Here is an 18,197-nt window from a genome sequence, read left to right as displayed (position 1 = left end):
CGCCCGGCGCTGGCGCCGGCTGGCGTGGTGGTCGCTGTTCGTCGTCGGCAATGCCGTGCTGGCCGCCGCGATCGCGCTGGGCAATGTACCGCTGCGTGACAATCCGGGCGGCGGCGCCGGTCTGGCCTATCTGGCGATCGCCCTGCCCGGCCACCTGCTCGCCTTCGGCGCGCTGGCCGGCCTGCTGCCGTTGCTGCTGGGCCTGTGGCCGCGCAGTGCGCGTACGCTGAGCATCAGCGCCGTACTGCTGCAGGGCCTGTGGCTGTGCCTGCTGCTGGTCGACGCCAAGGTCTTCACCCTGTACCGCTTCCACCTCAATGCCATGGTCGTGAACATGGTGTTCGGCGGCGCCCTGCAGGACCAGGTGGCCCTGTCCTGGAAGACCTGGCTGCAGGTCGCGCTGCTGGCTGCCGCGGTGTTCACCGCCGAGGGCCTGCTGGCCTGGGCGTGCTGGAAGCTGCTGCCGGCCGCGCCGCGCCGGCGCCGGGTGCTGCAGGCCTGGGCGGTGGTGGCGCTGCTGATGGCGGGCGGCCAGGTCGCCACCGCCTATTACGACGCCCGCGGCGACCGCGATGTGATCACGCAATGGAACTATCTGCCGTGGGCGCAGCCGATCACCGCCAAGAGCTTCATGCGCAGGCTGGGCGTGGTCAGCGAACAGCAGGTGGGCCTGCCTGATCCGCGCCATGCCCAGCTTGTCTATCCGCTGCAGCCGCTGCGCTGCCAGAACCCGCACCGGCCCAACGTGCTCATGGTGGTGCTGGAATCGCTGCGCCACGACGCTCTCACCCCGCAGGTCATGCCGAACACGGCGGCACTGGCCGAGTCCGCGCGCGTATACGAGCGTCACTTCAGCACCGGCAACGCCACCCGCTATGGACTGTTCGGGCTGCTGTACGGCCTTCCGGGGGGCTATTGGCCAAGCATGCTGGATGAGCAGCGCGGTTCACAGCTGTTCAAGGTGCTTGGCCAACAGGGCTACGACCTGCACCTGTACGGCAGCGCGCCGCTGTACAGCCCTGAATTCGACCGCACCGCCTTCGCCGACGTTCGCGAGCAGCTGCACCAGGGGCCGGCGGGGCTGGGGTCGGAAGCGCGCGACAGCCACATCGTGGCCTCGCTGCGGAAGGACATCCGCGCCAGCCAGGCCGCGCATACGCCGTGGTTCGGCTTCGTCTTCCTTGATTCGACCCATGCCCCGTACCACATCCCCAAGGGCTATCCGCCGCTGGCCACCCCGATGGCGCGGGAAATCGACTTCCTGAAATTTGGCCCTGACCACGACCCGACCCCCGAGTTGAACCGCTACCGGACTGCCGTGCACTACGCTGACAGCCTGGTTGGCACGCTGCTGGACGATCTGCGCGCACAGGGCCTGGAGCAGGACACCATCGTGCTGGTCACCGGTGACCACGCCGAGGAATTCAACGACCTCAAGCTGAATTACTGGGGTCACAACGGCAACTTCTCCGACTACCAGCTGCAGGTGCCCTTCGTGCTGCATTGGCCGGGCCAGGCCAGCGGCCATGAATCGCGCACCAGTTCGCACGAGGACTGGGTGCCGACCCTGATGCGCCATGCACTGGGCTGCGAGAACGCATTGACCGACTACAGCACCGGCCACGACCTGCTGGCCGAACCGCAGGGCAGGCGCGCGCTGGTGGTCGAAAGCTGGTCGCAGCGCGCGGTGCGCGATGGCGATGCCATCTACGTGTTCGACAAGTTCGGCAACGCAACCGCGTTGGACCTGCATTACCGCCCGCTGCCACAGCAGACCCCCGATGCGGCCGCTGTCCGCACTGCATGGGAAGCGCTGACCCGCTTCCGCAACCGCTGAGCCTCAAGGACCGAACCGCATGAACCGTCCGCTGCGCATCCTGCACACCGAAGCCGCCAAAGGCATGGGCGGGCAGGAGATCTACATCTTCCGCCACATGCAGGTGATGCGGGCACGCGGCCATGACGTATCGCTGCTGTGCCAGCCCGATGCACGCCTGGCCACCCTGGCACGCGATGACGGTTTCACCGTGCACACCCTGCGCATGGGCGGCCTGGCCCGGCTGCTGCGCGGCATCTGGTCGGTGTCGCGGCTGGTGCGCCGCGAACGTTACGACGTGGTCAACACGACCAGCCGCCGCGATGCGCTGATTGCCGCCGCCGGTGCACGACTGGGAGGAACTCCACTGGTGGTGCGCTCGCGCCACCTGATGAGCCCGGTCAATTCACTGCTGACCTATACCCGGCTCCCGCACCGGGTGCTGACCGTGAGCAGCTTCGTCAAGCAGCTGCTGGCCGACCGCGGCATTCCAGCCGAGCACATCGGCATCGTGCCGCCGATCGCGGTGCCGCCGCGCTGGAGCGACATCCACCTGGACAACCCGTGGCAGCGACTGCAGGAAGTCCGCGCCGAAGTCCGCGCCGAACTGGGCTTCGGCGAACAGGACGTGGTGGTGGGGTGCGTGGCGGTGCTCCGCGAGGCCAAGGGCCATGCCGATCTGCTGCAGGCGATGGTGCCGCTGTGCAAGACCAACCCCCACCTGCACCTGGTGGTGGTGGGCGACGGCCAGGTGGTGATGGATCGACTGCAGGCGATGCGCGACGCGCATGGGCTGCAGGCGCAGGTGCATCTGCTCGGCTACCGCGATGGTGCCTGCCGGCTGATGGCCGGTTTCGACATCTTCGCGCTGGCCTCGCACAAGGAGGCCGCCGGTACCGTGTTCCTGGAAGCGGCCTATGTCGGCGTGCCGATCGTGGCCACCCGCGTCGGTGGCGTACCGGAGATGGTGGTCGACGGCAGCAATGCGATCCTCACCCGGCTGGGCGACAATGCAGCCCTGACCGGCGCCCTGCGCCTGCTGGTGGACGATCCCGAACGGCGACGGCAGATGGGCCGCGCCGGCTGGGACTGGATGCACAGCGCGCACCGTTTCACCCCGGCTGGCCATGGCGAGGCCACCGAACACTATTACCACCAGTGGCTGAAGGAGCTGGGACATGGCTGACGCGCGAACTGTTCCGGTGCTGATGCACCACCACGTGAGTCCATCGCCGGGCATGATCACCGTGTCACCGGAGAATTTCGAAAGCCAGATCGCCTGGCTCGCCGGCAACGGCTGGACCTCGCTGACGCTGGACCAGTACGCCGGTTTTCTGGCCGGCAGGCCGGTGCCACGCAAGTCGATCGTGATCACCTTCGACGATGGCTACCTGGACAACTGGGTCTACGCACACCCGATCCTGCAGAAGTACGGCATGCACGCCGTGGTGTTCGTGGTCACAGGCTGGATGGGTGAAGGCCCGGAGCGGCCGCACGCCGGCATCGCCGGAGCGTCGCTGCCCGCCACCCCGGACCACCGCGGCTGCGAAGCGGCGATCTACGAACAGAACCGCAGCGATGATGTGATGATGCGCTGGAGCGAAGCACGTGCGGCCATCGCCGCCGGCACCTTCGAAGTGCACTGCCACACCCACACCCACACCCGTTGGCTGCGCCGCGACGACCTGGACCGTGCACAGCGCCGCGCCGGCCTGAGCCGCGACCTGGCGATCTCGCGCGACGTGCTGCAGGAAAAGCTTGGCGAAGTGTCCGACACGCTGTGCTGGCCGTATGGCGACTTCGACCAGGACCACATTGAAGTGGCACGCGAGCAGGGTTTCCGCTACCTGCACACCACCCACCCGTTCGGCCGCAACGTGGTGGGCGGCGATCCGGAACGCATCTACCGGTTTGCGATCCGCAACCGCCCGGCCAGCTGGCTGCGCAAGCGCATCGCGCAGAGCTACAACCCGCTGATCGCACCGCTGTTCAATGGCTTCAAGGCGCGCCAGAAGAAGATGGTGCCGGGGCCCTGAGCGCAAGGGCCTCCCCCGCCCGCTGCGGCGCGGGAGGCCCATGTCGGTCTCAGAAGAAGCGCCCGTACACGGCTTGCACGATCTCGCCGTTGCCGGTGTTGATCAGCAGCGCATCCGGCCCATAGCGCACCCATTCGTAGCCCATCGGCGGCATGTCCAGGCCGAACAGCCAGAAGTCGTTGAGGATGTAGTCGCCGATCCAGTACGGGCGCGGCAGGAACTGGCCGTAGTGCCAGCGCTGGTACGCATAGCCCACCGGCGGATGGTAGGGCCCGATGCGGAACGCATGGTCGGCGCGGAAGTTGTGCCGGTACTCCTCGCGGAATGCCGGCCGTGCATTACCCAGCTCGCGCGGGCGCTCCATCCTTGGGTAGCCCCACGGCGCGCGCATCGGCTCCTCGCGCGGAGCGGACATATGCGGCCCACCTTCGGGACGACGTTCGGCGCTGGCAATGGAGACGCCACCCAGCAACGGCAGCACCAGCAGCGCACCTGCCAGCAGGCAGCGGCTGCAGCGCAATGAAGTGTTCATGGTCATGGTCCTTGCAACAACAGTGAAAGGATGGAGCACTAACGGCTCCGACCGGGTCCCGGCCTGCGTAGCGCCTGCATGCATGCAGGCAAGAGATCCTGATCCCGGGAATACGCCGCGTATCGTTCACGCGATGTCACAAAGCGCACAGCCGCAGCTGAACGTGGTCGCCGGTCGTGATCGGTTCAGTCACCCTCGCTGGAAAACAACATGGCCGCAAAAGCGGCCATGTCGTGGCATCACGTTGTACGGTCGCCGGCTTCAGGCAGCGGCTACACGGACCGCCGCGGACAGGCGGTCCAGCGTTTCCTGCATCAGTGCTGCGTCATCGGCTTCCACCGTGACCCGCACCACCGGCTCGGTACCGGACGGGCGCAGGAACGCACGGCCACGACCAGCCACCGACTGCTGCGCGACGGCCAGCGCGGCCTGCACGCGGTCGGCCTGCACCGTGGCCTTGGCCGAGACATTGCCCAGCCGCACGTTGACCGTCTTCTGCGGTACCCGCACCAGCCCCTTCAGCGCCTGGCGCAGGGTCTGCCCGCTGCTGCGCAGCGCCACCAGTACCTGCAGGGCGCTGATGATGCCATCGCCAGTGGTTGCCCGGTCCAGGCACAGCAGGTGGCCGGAGGCTTCACCACCCAGCACGCCACCGCCTTCAATCAGCGCCTGGTGCACGTAACGGTCACCGACGTTGCTGCGCTCGAACGGAATCTGCAGGTCGGCGAAGGCCTTCTCCACGCCGTAGTTGCTCATCAGCGTGCCGACCACCGGGCCATGCAGGCGACCTTCGGCCTTCCACGCGCGCGCCAGGATGTACAGCAGGTCATCGCCGTCAACCGGATTGCCCTGGTCGTCGGCCATCAGCACGCGGTCACCGTCACCATCGAAGGCGATGCCGAGATCGGCGCGGGTCTCGCGGACCTTGGCCGCCAGGTTGTCGATATGGGTGGAGCCGACCCCTGCGTTGATGTTGATGCCGTTGGGTTCGGCGCCGATGCCGATCACCTCGGCCCCCAGCTCACGGAACAACAGCGGTGCGATCTGGTAGGTGGCGCCGTGCGCGCAATCCAGCACCAGGCGCAGCCCGCGCAGGTCGAAGGCGCGCGGCACGCTGGCCTTGCAGAATTCGATGTAGCGGCCGACCGCCTCGCGTGCGCGCGACGCCTTGCCCAGCTTTTCCGATTCGGCAGTGGCGAACGGAACATCCAGTGCCGCTTCAAGCGCCAGTTCGGTGGCATCGTCGAGCTTCTCGCCCTGGGCGGAGAAGAACTTGATGCCGTTGTCGTAGTGCGGATTGTGCGAAGCACTGATGACGATGCCGGCGTCCACGCCCAGGGTACGCGTCAGGAACGCGACCGCCGGAGTCGGCATCGGGCCGAGCAGCTGCACGTCGGCGCCGGCGGCGACCAGCCCGGCTTCCAGTGCCGCTTCGAACATGTAGCCGGAAATGCGGGTGTCCTTGCCGATCAGCACGATCGGCCGGCGCCCGTCCTGGCCGCGCTGGGCGACCAGCACGCGCCCCAGGGCATTGCCCAGGCGCAGCACGAAGTCCGCCGAGATCACGCCCTGGCCGACCCGCCCACGGATGCCGTCAGTACCGAAGTACTTGCGGCCTCCCATCAAGCCACCTCCGGCGCCGGCTGGCGGCCCAGCATCGCCAGCAGGTCGGACAGGCGGTCGCGCATTTCGCGGCGGTCGCAGATCTGGTCGATGGCACCATGCTCCAGCAGGAACTCCGAACGCTGGAAACCCTCCGGAAGCTTCTCACGCACGGTCTGCTCGATCACGCGCGGGCCGGCAAAGCCGATCAGCGCCTGCGGCTCGGCGATGTTGATGTCGCCCAGCATCGCGAACGACGCCGACACGCCACCGGTGGTCGGATGGGTCAGCACCGAGATGTACGGCAGGCCGGCTTCACGCAGCTTGCCCAGCGCGGCCGAGGTCTTGGCCATCTGCATCAGCGAGAACAGGCCTTCCTGCATGCGTGCACCGCCGCTCTGCGAGAAGCACACGTAAGGGGCGCCGATCTCGACTGCGGTTTCGGCAGCCAGCGCGAAGCGCTCACCGACCACCGAGCCCATCGAGCCGCCCATGAAGGCGAAGTCGAACGACGAAGCCACCAGCGCACGCCCCTTGAGCAGGCCGCGCATGGCGATCAGCGCGTCGTACTCGCCGGTGTTCTTCTGCGCGATCTTGATGCGCTCGCTGTACTTCTTCTGGTCCTTGAACTTGAGCAGGTCGGTCGGCCCCAGGCGCGCACCGATCTCGGTGGTGCTGTCAGCGTCGAACAGCGCCGCCAGCCGCGCGCGCGCGCGGATCGCCATGTGATGGCCGCACTTCGGGCAGACCTCCAGGTTCTCTTCCAGCTCAGGACGGTACAACGCGCTGCCGCAGTTGCTGCACTTTTCCCACAGGCCCTCGGGGACGCTGCGCTTCTTGCTGGGGGTGTTGTCGGTGCGGATGCCGGACGGCATCAACTTGCTGAGCCAACTCATGCGGGAGGACACTTCCGTTCAGGGCGGCCCGGGGGCCGCAAAGGCGGACAGTCTAGCTCCGCTGCCCCCGCCCGTGCACCCCTTGCGGTGCCCGGGCCAGCTGGAAAAAACCATGCTGGGACGTACGTTTAGGTCCGGGTCGCGCCCGCCGCTGGCCGGCAGCCCGGAGGATGCCGGCCCGTGGCCGGCACGACCGTCACGCGTCCAGCGCCTGCCGCAACGGTGCGAGGAAGGCTGCGGCGCGCTGCGCGGCGTCTTCCGCCGAGCCCGCCTCTGCCAGCACCGCCACCAGTGCGCTGCCTACCACCACGCCGTCGGCCTGCCGCGCCATTGCCGCGGCACTGGCCGCGTCCTTGATGCCGAAGCCCGCCACGACCGGCACCGAGGCACGCTTGCGCAGTGCCTGCAGGCGGGCGCTGGCAGCATCGCTGTCCAGCCGCTCGGACGCACCGGTGACACCGGCAAAGCTGACGTAGTACAGGTAGCCACGCGCCAGGGCCATCAGCTTGTCGGCACGCGCTTCACTGGTGGTCGGCGACGCCAGCAGGACCAACGCCAGGCCAGCGGCCTCGAACGCCTGCTGTGCATCACCGGCTTCTTCAGGCGGCAGATCGACCAGCAGCACGCCGTCCACGCCGGCCTTCACTGCGGCGTCGGCGAACGCTGCGTAGCCATGGATCTCGACCGGATTCAGGTAGCCCATCAGCACCACCGGGGTCTGCGCATCACGCTCCCGGAACTGCGCCACGGCCTGCAGCACGTAACGGCTGCCGGCACCGCGCGCCAGCGCGCGCTCGGAGCTGCGCTGGATGGTGGGTCCGTCCGCCATCGGATCGGAGAACGGAACGCCCAGTTCGATCACATCGGCGCCGGCCTCGACCAGTGCGTGCATGACCGGCACGGTAGCCTCCAGCGAGGGATCGCCGGCAGTGATGAAGGGGATCAACGCCTTGCGCTGCTGCTCGCGCAGGCGCTGGAAACAGGCATCAAGTCGGGATACGGGCATGTCAGGTACATCCTTCGATCAGGTCAACGGCGCCGCTGGCGCCCCAGTACATTCGGGATACGGTGCCGTCGACGATCTCCACGCGGATCGCCAGGTCGGAACCGGGGTCCTGCCAGAGCAGGGTCTCGCCGGCCTCCACATCCTTGCCATAAGGCTGGGCGGAGACGCCCTTGGGCAGCAGCTGCAGGGCCTGCGCGCGCGGCATGTCCAGGTGCAGGCCGAACGGCCCCGGCTGGACCACCACCTGGCCCGAATCGTCGATGGGGGCCAGGTCGAAACGCACCACGTCACCGTCCTGCACCATCATCGCCACGCCTTCAGGCAGCGTGCCGCGCTCGTAATACTCACAGCGCCCGGAGGTCGCCTCGCTCAGCCCGGCCGAGTGCCACTGCCCCTCGCTCTGCAGTTCACTGAAAGGTTGGCCGATCAGCACCTCGCCGGCATGGTCCAGTGCCACCGAAACCACCGCCGGAGCACTGTCGTCATCGGCAGCATCGTCTGCGCCTGGCAACGGTGCGTCTTCGATCGGACGATGTGCTGCAGCATCGTCGTTGCTGGCAACCTGGCGTGCCGGGGTGATCGCCGCCGGGGATGCCGGCGCCGGCGCCAGCACCGGCGGATCGGGCGGCGCGCAACCCCCCAGGCCGACCGCCAGCACCCACGCCCCACCATGGCGCAGCATGCAATTCACAGCACCAGGCCTTCGCGCGCGGCGATGGTATGCACGTCCTTGTCGCCGCGGCCGGACAGGTTGCACAGCACGATCTGGTCGCGCGGACGCTCGCGCGCCAGCTTAATCGCCTGCGCCAGCGCGTGGCTGGATTCCAGTGCGGGCAGGATGCCCTCGGTGTGCGCCAGCAGGTGGAACGCCTGCAGGGCCTCTTCATCGGTGATGCCGAGGTAGCGCGCGCGGCCGGTATCGGCCAGGAACGCATGCTCCGGGCCGACGCCCGGATAATCCAGGCCAGCCGACACCGAATGGGTCTCGATGATCTGGCCGTCGTCGTCGCACAGCACGTAGGTGCGGTTGCCATGCAGCACGCCCGGGCGACCGGCGGCGATCGACGCGGCATGGCGACCGGTGCTGATGCCATCACCTGCCGCTTCGGCGCCGACGATCTCGACCTGGCGGTCGTTGAGGAAGGCATGGAACAGGCCGATGGCGTTGCTGCCGCCGCCGACGCAGGCGGTGATCGCATCGGGCAGGCGGCCGTACTCGGCCAGCATCTGTTCGCGTGCCTCGCGCCCGACGATGGCGTTGAAATCGCGCACCATGCGCGGGTACGGGTCCGGACCGGCGACGGTGCCGATGATGTAGAAGGTGTCCTGCACGTTGGTCACCCAGTCGCGCATCGCTTCGTTGAGCGCATCCTTCAGGGTGGCCGAGCCGGAGGTGACCGGCACCACCGTCGCGCCGAGCAGCTTCATGCGGTAGACGTTGATCTTCTGCCGCTCGATGTCGGTGGCGCCCATGTACACCACGCATTCCAGGCCCAGGCGCGCGGCGACGGTAGCGCTGGCCACGCCATGCTGGCCGGCGCCGGTCTCGGCGATGATGCGCTTCTTGCCCATCCGCGCGGCCAGCAGGGCCTGGCCGATGGTGTTGTTGATCTTGTGCGCGCCGGTGTGGTTCAGGTCCTCGCGCTTGAGCAGGATCTGCGCGCCACCGACATGGTCGCTCAGGCGCTGGGCGTGGTAGATCGGGCTCGGCCGGCCCACGTAATGGGCCAGGTCGCGGTCGTAGGCAGCCTGGAATGCCGGGTCCTGGCGGGCCTGGTCATAGGCCTGGGACAGTTCCTGCAGCGGGCCGACCAGGGTTTCGGCGACGAAACTGCCGCCGTAGCGGCCGAAGTGGCCCTGGGCATCCGGGAAGGCGTGATAGTCGGCGATGGGGGAGGCAGACATGGAGACGACCGGTGGTTCAAGACAGGTTGATACTCTAGCGCACGGGTCGTGACCGGAAAATGGATATTATCTGGCGCATCTTGTCAGGAAATCTCACATGGGCAACTCATCGCTTCCGCCGCTCAATGCGCTGCGCGCGTTCGAGGCCACCGCCCGCCTGGGCGGGGTCGGCCGCGCCGCACAGGACCTGCATGTCACCCACGGTGCGGTCAGCCGGCAGCTGAAGCTGCTGGAGGATCATCTGGGCATGGCCTTGTTCCAGCGTGCCGGTCGCGGCCTGCGCCTGACCGCCGCAGGCAGCCGCCTGCAGGTGGCATGCAGCGAGGCGTTCACCGGCATTGAAGACTGCGTGCGTGAACTGCGGCGGCCAACGGCATCTCCTGCTCTGGTACTGGGCTGCAGTGGCAGCGTGCTGGCGCGCTGGATGATCCCGCGCCTGCCCGCGCTGCAGGCCGCCCTGCCCGGCGTGCGCCTGCAGTGGTCGGCGCTGGATGGCAGCTTCACCGAGGCGCAGGCAGCGCTGGATGCGGTCCTGCTGCTGGCGCAGGGGCCGTGGCCACGCGGCTGGCAGGTACGCGAACTGGCGCCGGAACGGGTCGGCGTGGTGGTGGCGCCCTCGCATCCCGCCGCGCAGCGGTTGCGCCATGTGCCGCCCCCGGCACTGCTGAAGGAGACGCTGCTGCACACCAGCTCGCGCCCGCAGGCATGGCCGGCCTGGGCACAGGCGCACGGGCTGGACCCGGCGCAGTTGCAGATGGGCACCGGCTTCGAGCATCTCTACTACCTGCTGGAAGCGGCCGTCGCAGGCCTGGGGCCAGCGATCGCGCCGGAGCCGCTGGTGGCCGAAGACCTGGCCGCCGGGCGCCTGATCGCGCCCTGGGGATTCTCGGCGACAGGCGGGTTCTGGGTGCTGGCGCGGCCGGACGGCCCGGCCGACCCGCGCGTGGATGCACTGGCCGAGTGGGCGATGGCGCAACTGTAGCGTCGAGCTTGCTCGACTGGCATCGATCTCCTCAGTCGAGCAAGCTCGACTCTACGACTACCTCAGTCGAGCAAGCTCGACTCTACGCCTACCTCGGTCGAGCAAGCTCGACGCTACGACTCCCTCAGTGCCGTGGGTGCGGCCAGCCGCTGCTGCAGGTCGTCGCGCAGGCGCGACAGTTCGACTTCGGCCTGCTGGCGCTGCTGCATGCCTTCGCGATGGATGCTGCGCACTTCCTCCACGGTGGCGATCAGCTGTTCGTGCACATGGCGCAGCGTGGCCACGTCGATCACGCCGCGCTGGTTGCTGCGTGCGGTATCCACCGACGCCTGGCGCAGCAGATCGGCATTGCGGCGCATCAGCTCGTTGGTGGCATCGTCGATGGCGGTGGACAGCTCGACCGCGGCCTTCTGCTCGCCCAGCGAAAGCTGGATGGCGAACTGGCGCTTCCACGACGGGATGGTGATCTCGCGCACCGTGTTGAATTTTTCGATCAGCTGCAGCGCGTTGGCCTGGATCAGGCGGATCATCGGCAGCGACTGGTCGGCCGCGTGCTGCATCAGCTGCAGGTCGGACACGCGCTTTTCGATCAGGCGGATCGCATTGTCGACCTCGCTCTGGCGGATGCGCTGCTGCGGGTCGTCGCTGCCCTGCCCTGCCAGCTGCTCGGCCTGCAGTTCGGCCAGGCGCTGCTTGCCGGCGGCTGCGTACAGGCCCAGCGCGTGGCGCTCCTCGCGCACGATCTCGTGCATGCGGTCGAACTCGCCCACGCGCTTGCCCATCAGCGCCTGCTGCACGCCCACGTCGCCCAGCAGCTGCTCGATCTGTGCGTTGGTATCGCTGAACTTCTGCACCAGTTCGCCCTTGGACACGCGCAGGCGATCGATCAGACCGCCGATCACCGGCACCTTCGAACGCTGGGCGAAACCGTCCAGTTTCAGGCTGCGCGCGATGCGCACCACTTCGCCCAGCTTGTCGCCGCTGGCATCGAGGTCGCGGTTGCGCACCTGGTCCAGCAGCTGGCTGGAAAACGCTGCCGTGCGCGTCGCGGCCTCGCGGCCGAACACCTGCAGGTTGCCCGGGCGCAGGTCGTCCAGTTCCATGCGGATCTCGGCGATGCGCGGCAGGTCCTCGCGGACCAGGCCCAACGCCTGCAGCGCGCCTTCGTCGAGTGCGGAAGGGGTGGCCGGGGTGGGCACGAGGGTGCCGGGGTGCTGGCTGTCCTGGGTCATCGGGCAGTCTCCTTGCAGGTGGGTTGGCGGCAGCGGCGGCCGGCTCAGCGCAGTCTAGCCTGAGCCGCCGCGACCTCGTCGTCGATCTGTGCGTGCAGCGTGGCCGCCTGGCCGGCACGGACCGCGCCGGTGGCGGCCTGCGCGGCCAGTGCGGCCTGCCGCCACGCTGGCAGCAGGACATCATGGATGCGGGCGAAGCGCTGCAGCAGCACCTCGTCCTGTTGCTGCAGCAGCTGCCACTGCCCGGCTTCGATGCGGCGCAGCGCCGCCAGCCGCTGCAGGTGGTCGATGCGCGCCGCCAGTGCTTCCTGGCCGGCGCCCTGCATCGCTGGCACGTCCGCGGCGGCCGCGTCCGCCCAGGCCTGCAGTGCTTCGGCGGCCTGGCCGGTCGCGCTGATCGCGGTGGCACGCACGGCCATGTGCTGCTGCAGCTGCTGGGCCTGCTCGCGTGCCTGCAGGGCGAGGACCCCCAGCCGCGACTGCAGGCCGCGGCCTGCGGCCTCACGCTCGACATCGCGGCCAAGCAGGCGGCCCCACCAGCTTTCCTGCCGGCGCAGGCGTGCCGGGTCGGCAGCCTGCAGCGCCAGCGCGATGCGTGCCAGCGCCTCGACCAGCCCATCGCCGGCGGTCGCCGGCAACGCGACGTCGCGCGCGGCCAACGCCTGCAGCAGTGGCGCGCCGTAGTCGGCCAGGCGTGCAACATCCGCCGTGTCCGGGCGTTGCGGCGTCGGCAGGGGCGCCGCGTCGGTCATGGCAACGGCGGCCGCATCGGCGCGCTTCCCGACGGGGCGTCGTCAGTGGCTTCCGGCGGCAGCGACTCGCCGTAGAAGTGGCGCATCAGCGCCTCATCCAGTGCGCGCTCCTCCGGCGTGCTGGCCCGCCGCACGCGCGGACGACGCGCGGTGGTGGTGCTGGCACCGGCCGCGCCTTCGACCTGCTGCCGCGCCCACCCGGCGAACGCCGCCAGGGTCTGCGATACCTGTTCCTGCTGTGCCTGCGAGGCCACCAGCAGTTGGATCAGCGGAGCGAGCCCGGCCTGCAGGTCCTCGGCCAGCGGCGTGGCCGGGGGGCTGGGCGCGGCAATCACCACCGGCTCGGCAGGCTGCACGGCGGCCGGTGCTTCTGGGCGTGCTTCGGCCAAGCGCTGCAGCGCTTCCAGCAAGGCCGGCCACGGTGCCGGATCAGCCTCCACCAGCGGCGCAGCCGGTGGCGGCAGCTGCAGTGCACTGGCGATGTCGGCCAGCTGCGCGACCACGCGCCCACCGACATCGCTGTCGTCGGCACCCATGGCCTTGTTGCGCAGGAAATCGCGCTTGATCTGCGCCCAGCGCTGCACCTGCGCCTCGTCCAGCACGCCGCGCAGCTCGCCCAGCTTCAGCAGGTTTTCCTCGGCGCCGGTGGTCAGCAGCTGCGCCTCGCCCAGGTAATGGTCGGAGATCAGCTGCTGCAGCTCGTCCTCGTTCATCACCGGCGAGATCTTCTCGGCCAGCTTGTTCATGTTGCGGTAGCTGCCCTGCAGGCGGAACGGCGGCTCGGTGCGGTAGCGGTCATCCTGCGCAGCGCTGGCGATGTACTGCTGGTTGACCCGGTAGACCACGTCGCGCACGCGCAGCATGCGCTGCAGGGTGGCGGTGATCTCGTTGATCTCGGCACCGCTGTAGGCATGGCTGAGCCCGTTGGTCGACACGTCCTTGCCCATCGCACGATCGACCAGCAGGTACAGGTCGGCCATGTCACGGGTCGCCAGCGGTGCCAGCACCGGGTTGGAGGTCAGGCTGTTCTCGATGTAGCTGAGGGTGAACGCCGCTTCCATGCCGCCCAGCACGTCGCCGAGGTTGTAGATGTCAGCGCGGTTGGCCAGCATGTCCGGAATCTTGAACACCTCGCCCGACTCGGTATACGGGTTGCCGGCCATCACCACGCAGAACTTCTTGCCGCGCATGTCGTAGGTGCGCGTGCGGCCGCGCCACACGCCTTCGATGCGGCGGGTGCCATCGCACAGCGAAATGAACTTCTGCAGGAACTCGGGATGGGTGTGCTGGATGTCATCCACATACAGCATGGTGTTGTTGCCCATCTCCAAGGCCAGATTGAGCTTTTCCAGCTCCTGCCGCGAGGTGGCGTCGGGCGCCTGCTCCGGATCCAGCGAACGCACGTCGTGGCCCAGTGCCGGGCCGTTGATCTTCATGAAGACCAGGCCCAGCCGGTGCGCCACGTATTCCATCAGCGTGGTCTTACCGTAGCCCGGCGGCGAGATCATCATCAGCAGGCCCATCAGGTCGCTGCGCTTGTTCTCGCCCACCGTGCCCATCTGCTTGGCGAGGTTGTCGCCGATCACGCCGAGGTAAACGTCGTTGATGAGCTTGTTGCGCACGAAAGAGGACAGCGGCCGCGCCTTGAACTCGGACAGGCGCAGGGCCTGCCGCTCACGGCCGATGATGCCCTGGCGTACCGCCTGGTAGGCGTGGAATGCCGGCACGAACTGCTGCAGGTGGGCGTGCAGGCGGGCCAGGAAATCATCCAGCGACAGCGCCAGGGTGCCCTGCACGATGCGCGGATGCTCGCCGAGCAGGCCGTTCACTTCCACCCGCAGCGTGGCATCGCTGGCGCGCGTGCGCAGCTGCCGCTGCACCAGCAGCAGTGCGGCAGCCTCATCGGTGTAACCGGCATGGGCAGCCTGCGCCGGCAGCCGGCCCAGCGCGCGCAGCCACTGCCCGGCCAACGCCCAGCGCAGCGGCAGCGGATCCTGTCCACGCTGCAGCGCGCGTTCCAGTGCCTCACGCTGTCCTGCCTGCTCCAGCTGCTGCTGCAATGCCTCCAGCAATGCCAGCGCATGGCGGCTGCTGGCGAATACCGGATCGCCCGCGCTCAGTTCGTCACCGAGGTAGGCAGCGGCACCTTCGATCGCGGCGGCGTCGAACGGCAGGGCCTGCGCCTGCACGAACGCATCCAGCGCAGCGGCCATCTCCGCGCGCAGCGCCTGGCGCCCTTCGTCGGAACCAAAGAGGCGGGCGATGGCATCGGCACCGGCCTGGCGCGCCGGCCACTGCGCCACGGCCTCGTTGCGCTGCTCGGCGGCCCAGAACAGCATGGCCAGTGCGCGGACACGCGGTGCATGGCGCAGGCTGCCGGCGGCCTGCTGCAGCGGCAGCAGGGCGTGCAGGATCAGCGCCGCATCGTGGTCATGGATGCCGCGCTCATACCCCTCGCGGTAGCGCGGCGCGGCGAACGCACGCACGCGCTGGTCCAGCGCCTCGGGGCTGGCGAGATCGTGCTGCAGCTGGGCCATGTCCAGGCCATCGCGGCCGTCCTGCGCGGCCAGCAGCAGGCTGCCGGCCAGGTACTCGCCGCGGTAGATCGCATCGGATTCCGAATCCAGGGTCACCGGCCAGAACGGCTTGAGCGCCTCCAGCTCGGGGTCGTGCAGGGTTTCCAGGAAATCGGTGCCGGTGAGGTGGATGGCCAGCGTGTCGCCGCGCGGCAGCAGGGTCAGGTCCAGCGCCTGGGTGTTCACGCTGAAACGGTGGCGCGGGCCGAGCCGGACGACGTTGCCGCCGGCTTCGTACAGGTCGCTGCGGTCGCGCAGCTGGCGCACGGCCTGGTCGCGCACGCCCTTCAGGCGCGCCTCGATGTCATCGGCCTTGACGTTGTCGCGCAGCGCATGCAGCCGCTCGGCCAGTTCGCGCAGCTTGAGGATCAGCGGGTCGCCGGCGAAGAACGCGTTGAGCTCGTCGGCGGTGGCGAAGCGCTCGGTGCGCTTGGCCAGGCCATCGAGGATGCGGTTGGCCGCGTCGAGCACCGAGCGCGCCTTGCGCTGGCGGTCGTCCAGCAACGCCTGCTTGTGCGTCTCGAAGGCTTCGACCAGTTCCTCGCGCTTGCTGAGGATGTCGCCGAGGAACTGCTCGTGCTCGCCAAACTGACTTTCCAGTTCCTCCAGCTGCACCAGCAGGCGCGACAGCTGTTCGTCGGCCTTTTCCGGATCGTTGGCCATCGCCAGCGCACTGGTGATGGACTGCGAGAACAACGCGAACTGTGCAGCGAACTGGGCCACGGCCTCGGCCGAGCCGAGCGTGCGGCGGCGCTGTTCGGCACGCGTGCGCGCCTGGTTCAGCCGCCCGTACAGCGCGGAAATCGATTCGACCACGCGGGTGCGCGCGGTGGCATCGTCCACCTTCAGGCCGGCCATCAGTTCGGACAGCATGTCCAGGTCGGCGGCCATGCCACGCATGCCGTCCAGCTGCTCATCCAGCTGGCGCGCACTGCTGGCCTGCTGGGCCGCTTCATCCAGTGCCTGCAGGCGGCTGCCCAGCGGTGCCAGTGCCGCATCGCCGGCCAGGAACTCGCCGGTGGCGGCGCCCACGCGATCCTGCGCCTGCACCAGTTCGGCGGTCATCGCCTCGATGCGCGCGGTGTCGATGTAGCGCAGCTCGCGGATGGTCAGCAGCCGCCCGCGCAGCGCGGTGATCTCGTTCAGGGCCTCGACGAAGGCCTGCACCTCGTTCCAGTTCTGCGGCTGCAGGCGGCCCAGCAGCGCCTTGTAGTTCGCTTCCGCCTCGACCATCGCCTGCGCCGACTGCTCGCGGATGGACTGGACCTTCTCGTACTCGTCCAGCACCGACTCGCCGGTGGCGCTGATCTGCCGCAGCAGCGCTTCGGCGCCGTCGCAGGCCTCGTCCCCCAGCCAGTGGTGGGTATCGAACAGGCGGCGGGTATCGGCCACCAGGCGCTGGTAGCGCTGCACCGAGACATCCTGGCCGTCGATCTCGCGGGACAGGTTGAACAGGTTGGAGATGCCGCGCACCAGCTCGGCATTGCCGATGCGGCCCATGAAGGTGTTGCCGGGCGGCCGGCTGGCGGCGAACTCGTCGCTGCTGAACGGCGTCTGCCAGACCTGCATCGGATGGATGCGGGTGGGTTCGGCGCCTTCGGCATGGAACAGCACCATGCGCCCATCCTGCATGAAGGCATAGCCGTGGCCGAACACCGGGTTCTGCAGCACGCGCTGGATGGTGTTGTAGACGAACAGCGCCGAGCGCCCGCCTTCGCGCTCGTAGAAGATGTAGAGCACGTCCTCGCCGTTGGGCGAGCGGATGCTGCGCTTGAACTGCATGCCGGCCATCGAGGCATCGAAGGCCTTGTGCTCGCCGCCCTGCAGGTAGTAACCGCCGGGGAAGATCACGCCGTGGTCTTCGGGCAGCTGCACGCAGGCCTGGACGATGGCGTCGTTGCGCACGATTTCGCCGGTGAGCGTGTTGTAGATCAGCCCGCGCCAGACGGTCTCGCGGTACGGCAACACCTTCAGCAGCAGCAGCGAACCGACGCGCGCGAATTCGAACTGGGCGTCGTCCAGCGACTGCGTGCTGTCCTCCACCGGTTCGCTGTAGATGCCCTGCCCGGTTTCGGTGTTGTTCTCGACCTTGATGGTCAGGTCGCCACCGGTGGTTTCCACGAACAGGGTGTCGAGGATGTTCAGGTGCGAGTGGCGGCCGTTGACCGCGAGATCGCGGGTGGCCTTGGTCCATTCGAAGTCGAACGGCGGCGGCAGGGCGATATCGCGTTCGCCGCGCGCATCGAGGTAGGTCAGCTCACCTTCGCGCGACAGCGCCCAGCGGAACACGCGCACGTCGCTGCTGCGCTCGCCGATCTGGAACGAGGCCAGCAGCTTGTCGCCGACCACGATCAGCTGCAGCAGGCGCGCATGCTTGTAGTAGGCGTACAGCTCGTTGAAGTCGTGCACGAAGCCGGGCTGGTCGAGGAAGCTGCCCTTCAGCTCCAGCGCGGCCACATCGTAGCCGTCCTTGCCCTGCACCAGCCGGTACAGGCCGAACACATCCTCGATGCGGGTATGGGTCTTGAGCCCGATATAGACGTTGTAGCCGAACAGCAGGCGGTCAGGCCCGACCTGGACGATGTCACGGCCGACGCAGTTGTTCTCGCTGCGGATGCGGAAGCGACCGACCACCTCCAGCCGGCTGTCGCCGAACTCGGCCAGTCGCTGGCGGTTGAGGGCTTCGGCCAACGCCTGCAGGCGCTGGCCCTGTTCGCCAAGGCGGCGGCGCAGAACTTCGTAGGCACCGCCCTGGGCAACGGCCTGGTCGACGGTGTTGCCGCCGGCCTCCGGCGCTGTGGTTTCGGCGGACGGATGGGTTTCAGACATCAGCAGGCTTCCGGCTTACGGACGGCCGGCCGT

At 68.5% G+C, this 18,197-nt stretch carries 13 protein-coding genes; 4 read left to right on the top strand and 9 right to left on the bottom strand.

Translation table 11 applies throughout. From position 1 onward, the window contains the following. The 3 genes from QRO93_RS06355 to QRO93_RS06345 all read left to right on the top strand — a co-directional run. Window positions 1–1,837: DUF3413 domain-containing protein (locus tag QRO93_RS06355; protein ID WP_285304015.1), on the top strand; the 1,837-nt coding region annotated here is incomplete at its 5' end. 19 nt (window positions 1,838–1,856) lie between these two features. Continuing rightward, window positions 1,857–3,002: a glycosyltransferase family 4 protein gene (locus QRO93_RS06350; RefSeq protein ID WP_180878470.1), complete on the top strand. Its 1,146-nt coding sequence runs from the start codon at window positions 1,857–1,859 to the stop codon at window positions 3,000–3,002. Continuing rightward, on the top strand, window positions 2,995–3,852 hold the full coding sequence (locus QRO93_RS06345) for a polysaccharide deacetylase family protein (protein ID WP_053450388.1): 858 nt from the start codon (window positions 2,995–2,997) through the stop codon (window positions 3,850–3,852). The genes QRO93_RS06350 and QRO93_RS06345 overlap by 8 nt, the downstream gene beginning before the upstream one ends. Before the next feature lie 49 nt (window positions 3,853–3,901). Here QRO93_RS06345 and QRO93_RS06340 read toward each other — a convergent pair whose 3' ends face one another. The 6 genes from QRO93_RS06340 to trpB all read right to left on the bottom strand — a co-directional run bounded on the left by QRO93_RS06340 (window position 3,902) and on the right by trpB (window position 9,793). Further along, window positions 3,902–4,384, bottom strand: a complete 483-nt coding sequence (locus QRO93_RS06340) for an RcnB family protein (protein ID WP_049456111.1) — start codon at window positions 4,382–4,384, stop codon at window positions 3,902–3,904. Window positions 4,385–4,645: 261 nt separating this feature from the next. Beyond that, window positions 4,646–6,007: a phosphoglucosamine mutase gene (gene glmM, locus QRO93_RS06335; protein ID WP_285304014.1), complete on the bottom strand. Its 1,362-nt coding sequence runs from the start codon at window positions 6,005–6,007 to the stop codon at window positions 4,646–4,648. Then, window positions 6,007–6,882 carry an acetyl-CoA carboxylase, carboxyltransferase subunit beta gene (accD, locus tag QRO93_RS06330; protein WP_005410473.1) on the bottom strand — a complete coding sequence of 292 codons (876 nt, stop codon included), beginning with the start codon at window positions 6,880–6,882 and terminating at the stop codon, window positions 6,007–6,009. Before accD ends, glmM begins: the two co-directional genes overlap by 1 nt. A gap of 196 nt (window positions 6,883–7,078) precedes the next feature. Beyond that, on the bottom strand, window positions 7,079–7,888 hold the full coding sequence (gene trpA, locus QRO93_RS06325) for a tryptophan synthase subunit alpha (RefSeq protein ID WP_053450390.1): 810 nt from the start codon (window positions 7,886–7,888) through the stop codon (window positions 7,079–7,081). A gap of 1 nt (window position 7,889) precedes the next feature. Further along, window positions 7,890–8,579, bottom strand: a complete 690-nt coding sequence (locus tag QRO93_RS06320; protein WP_180878471.1) for a hypothetical protein — start codon at window positions 8,577–8,579, stop codon at window positions 7,890–7,892. Continuing rightward, entirely contained in the window at window positions 8,576–9,793 is a 1,218-nt protein-coding gene (gene trpB, locus QRO93_RS06315; RefSeq protein ID WP_180878472.1) for a tryptophan synthase subunit beta, read from the bottom strand. The genes QRO93_RS06320 and trpB overlap by 4 nt, the downstream gene beginning before the upstream one ends. A gap of 97 nt (window positions 9,794–9,890) precedes the next feature. On the opposite strand from trpB, the gene QRO93_RS06310 reads away from it, so the two are divergent. Beyond that, window positions 9,891–10,775, top strand: coding sequence for a LysR family transcriptional regulator (locus QRO93_RS06310; RefSeq protein WP_180878473.1), 885 nt, complete (start codon window positions 9,891–9,893; stop codon window positions 10,773–10,775). A 113-nt stretch (window positions 10,776–10,888) separates the two neighbouring features. Here the strand turns inward: QRO93_RS06310 and QRO93_RS06305 are convergent, their stop codons facing one another. The 3 genes from QRO93_RS06305 to QRO93_RS06295 are packed head-to-tail and all read right to left on the bottom strand — an operon-like array spanning window position 10,889 to window position 18,164. Beyond that, complete coding sequence (locus tag QRO93_RS06305; protein ID WP_053450393.1) at window positions 10,889–12,007, bottom strand: toxic anion resistance protein; 1,119 nt, start codon at window positions 12,005–12,007, stop codon at window positions 10,889–10,891. Window positions 12,008–12,051: 44 nt separating this feature from the next. After that, window positions 12,052–12,759, bottom strand: a complete 708-nt coding sequence (locus QRO93_RS06300; RefSeq protein ID WP_180878474.1) for a hypothetical protein — start codon at window positions 12,757–12,759, stop codon at window positions 12,052–12,054. Continuing rightward, a complete protein-coding gene (locus tag QRO93_RS06295) occupies window positions 12,756–18,164 on the bottom strand; it encodes a DNA repair ATPase (protein ID WP_180878475.1) in 5,409 nt (1,802 codons plus the stop codon). The genes QRO93_RS06300 and QRO93_RS06295 overlap by 4 nt, the downstream gene beginning before the upstream one ends. Window positions 18,165–18,197 lie beyond the last annotated feature (33 nt).

It is taken from the genome of Stenotrophomonas maltophilia group sp. Smal17, from assembly GCF_030237045.1.
GTDB classification, from domain to species: domain Bacteria; phylum Pseudomonadota; class Gammaproteobacteria; order Xanthomonadales; family Xanthomonadaceae; genus Stenotrophomonas; species Stenotrophomonas forensis.
Note: the sequence above shows the minus strand (reverse complement) of the source record. Positions and strands in the feature narration are given on the sequence as shown.

Coding starts and splice junctions, on each gene's coding strand:
- QRO93_RS06350 (WP_180878470.1), top strand. CDS start 1,857: ATGAACCGTCCGCTGCGCATCCTGCACACCGAAGCCGCCAAAGGCATG.
- QRO93_RS06345 (WP_053450388.1), top strand. CDS start 2,995: ATGGCTGACGCGCGAACTGTTCCGGTGCTGATGCACCACCACGTGAGT.
- QRO93_RS06340 (WP_049456111.1), bottom strand. CDS start 4,384: ATGAACACTTCATTGCGCTGCAGCCGCTGCCTGCTGGCAGGTGCGCTG.
- glmM (WP_285304014.1), bottom strand. CDS start 6,007: ATGGGAGGCCGCAAGTACTTCGGTACTGACGGCATCCGTGGGCGGGTC.
- accD (WP_005410473.1), bottom strand. CDS start 6,882: ATGAGTTGGCTCAGCAAGTTGATGCCGTCCGGCATCCGCACCGACAAC.
- trpA (WP_053450390.1), bottom strand. CDS start 7,888: ATGCCCGTATCCCGACTTGATGCCTGTTTCCAGCGCCTGCGCGAGCAG.
- trpB (WP_180878472.1), bottom strand. CDS start 9,793: ATGTCTGCCTCCCCCATCGCCGACTATCACGCCTTCCCGGATGCCCAG.
- QRO93_RS06310 (WP_180878473.1), top strand. CDS start 9,891: ATGGGCAACTCATCGCTTCCGCCGCTCAATGCGCTGCGCGCGTTCGAG.
- QRO93_RS06305 (WP_053450393.1), bottom strand. CDS start 12,007: ATGACCCAGGACAGCCAGCACCCCGGCACCCTCGTGCCCACCCCGGCC.
- QRO93_RS06300 (WP_180878474.1), bottom strand. CDS start 12,759: ATGACCGACGCGGCGCCCCTGCCGACGCCGCAACGCCCGGACACGGCG.
- QRO93_RS06295 (WP_180878475.1), bottom strand. CDS start 18,164: ATGTCTGAAACCCATCCGTCCGCCGAAACCACAGCGCCGGAGGCCGGC.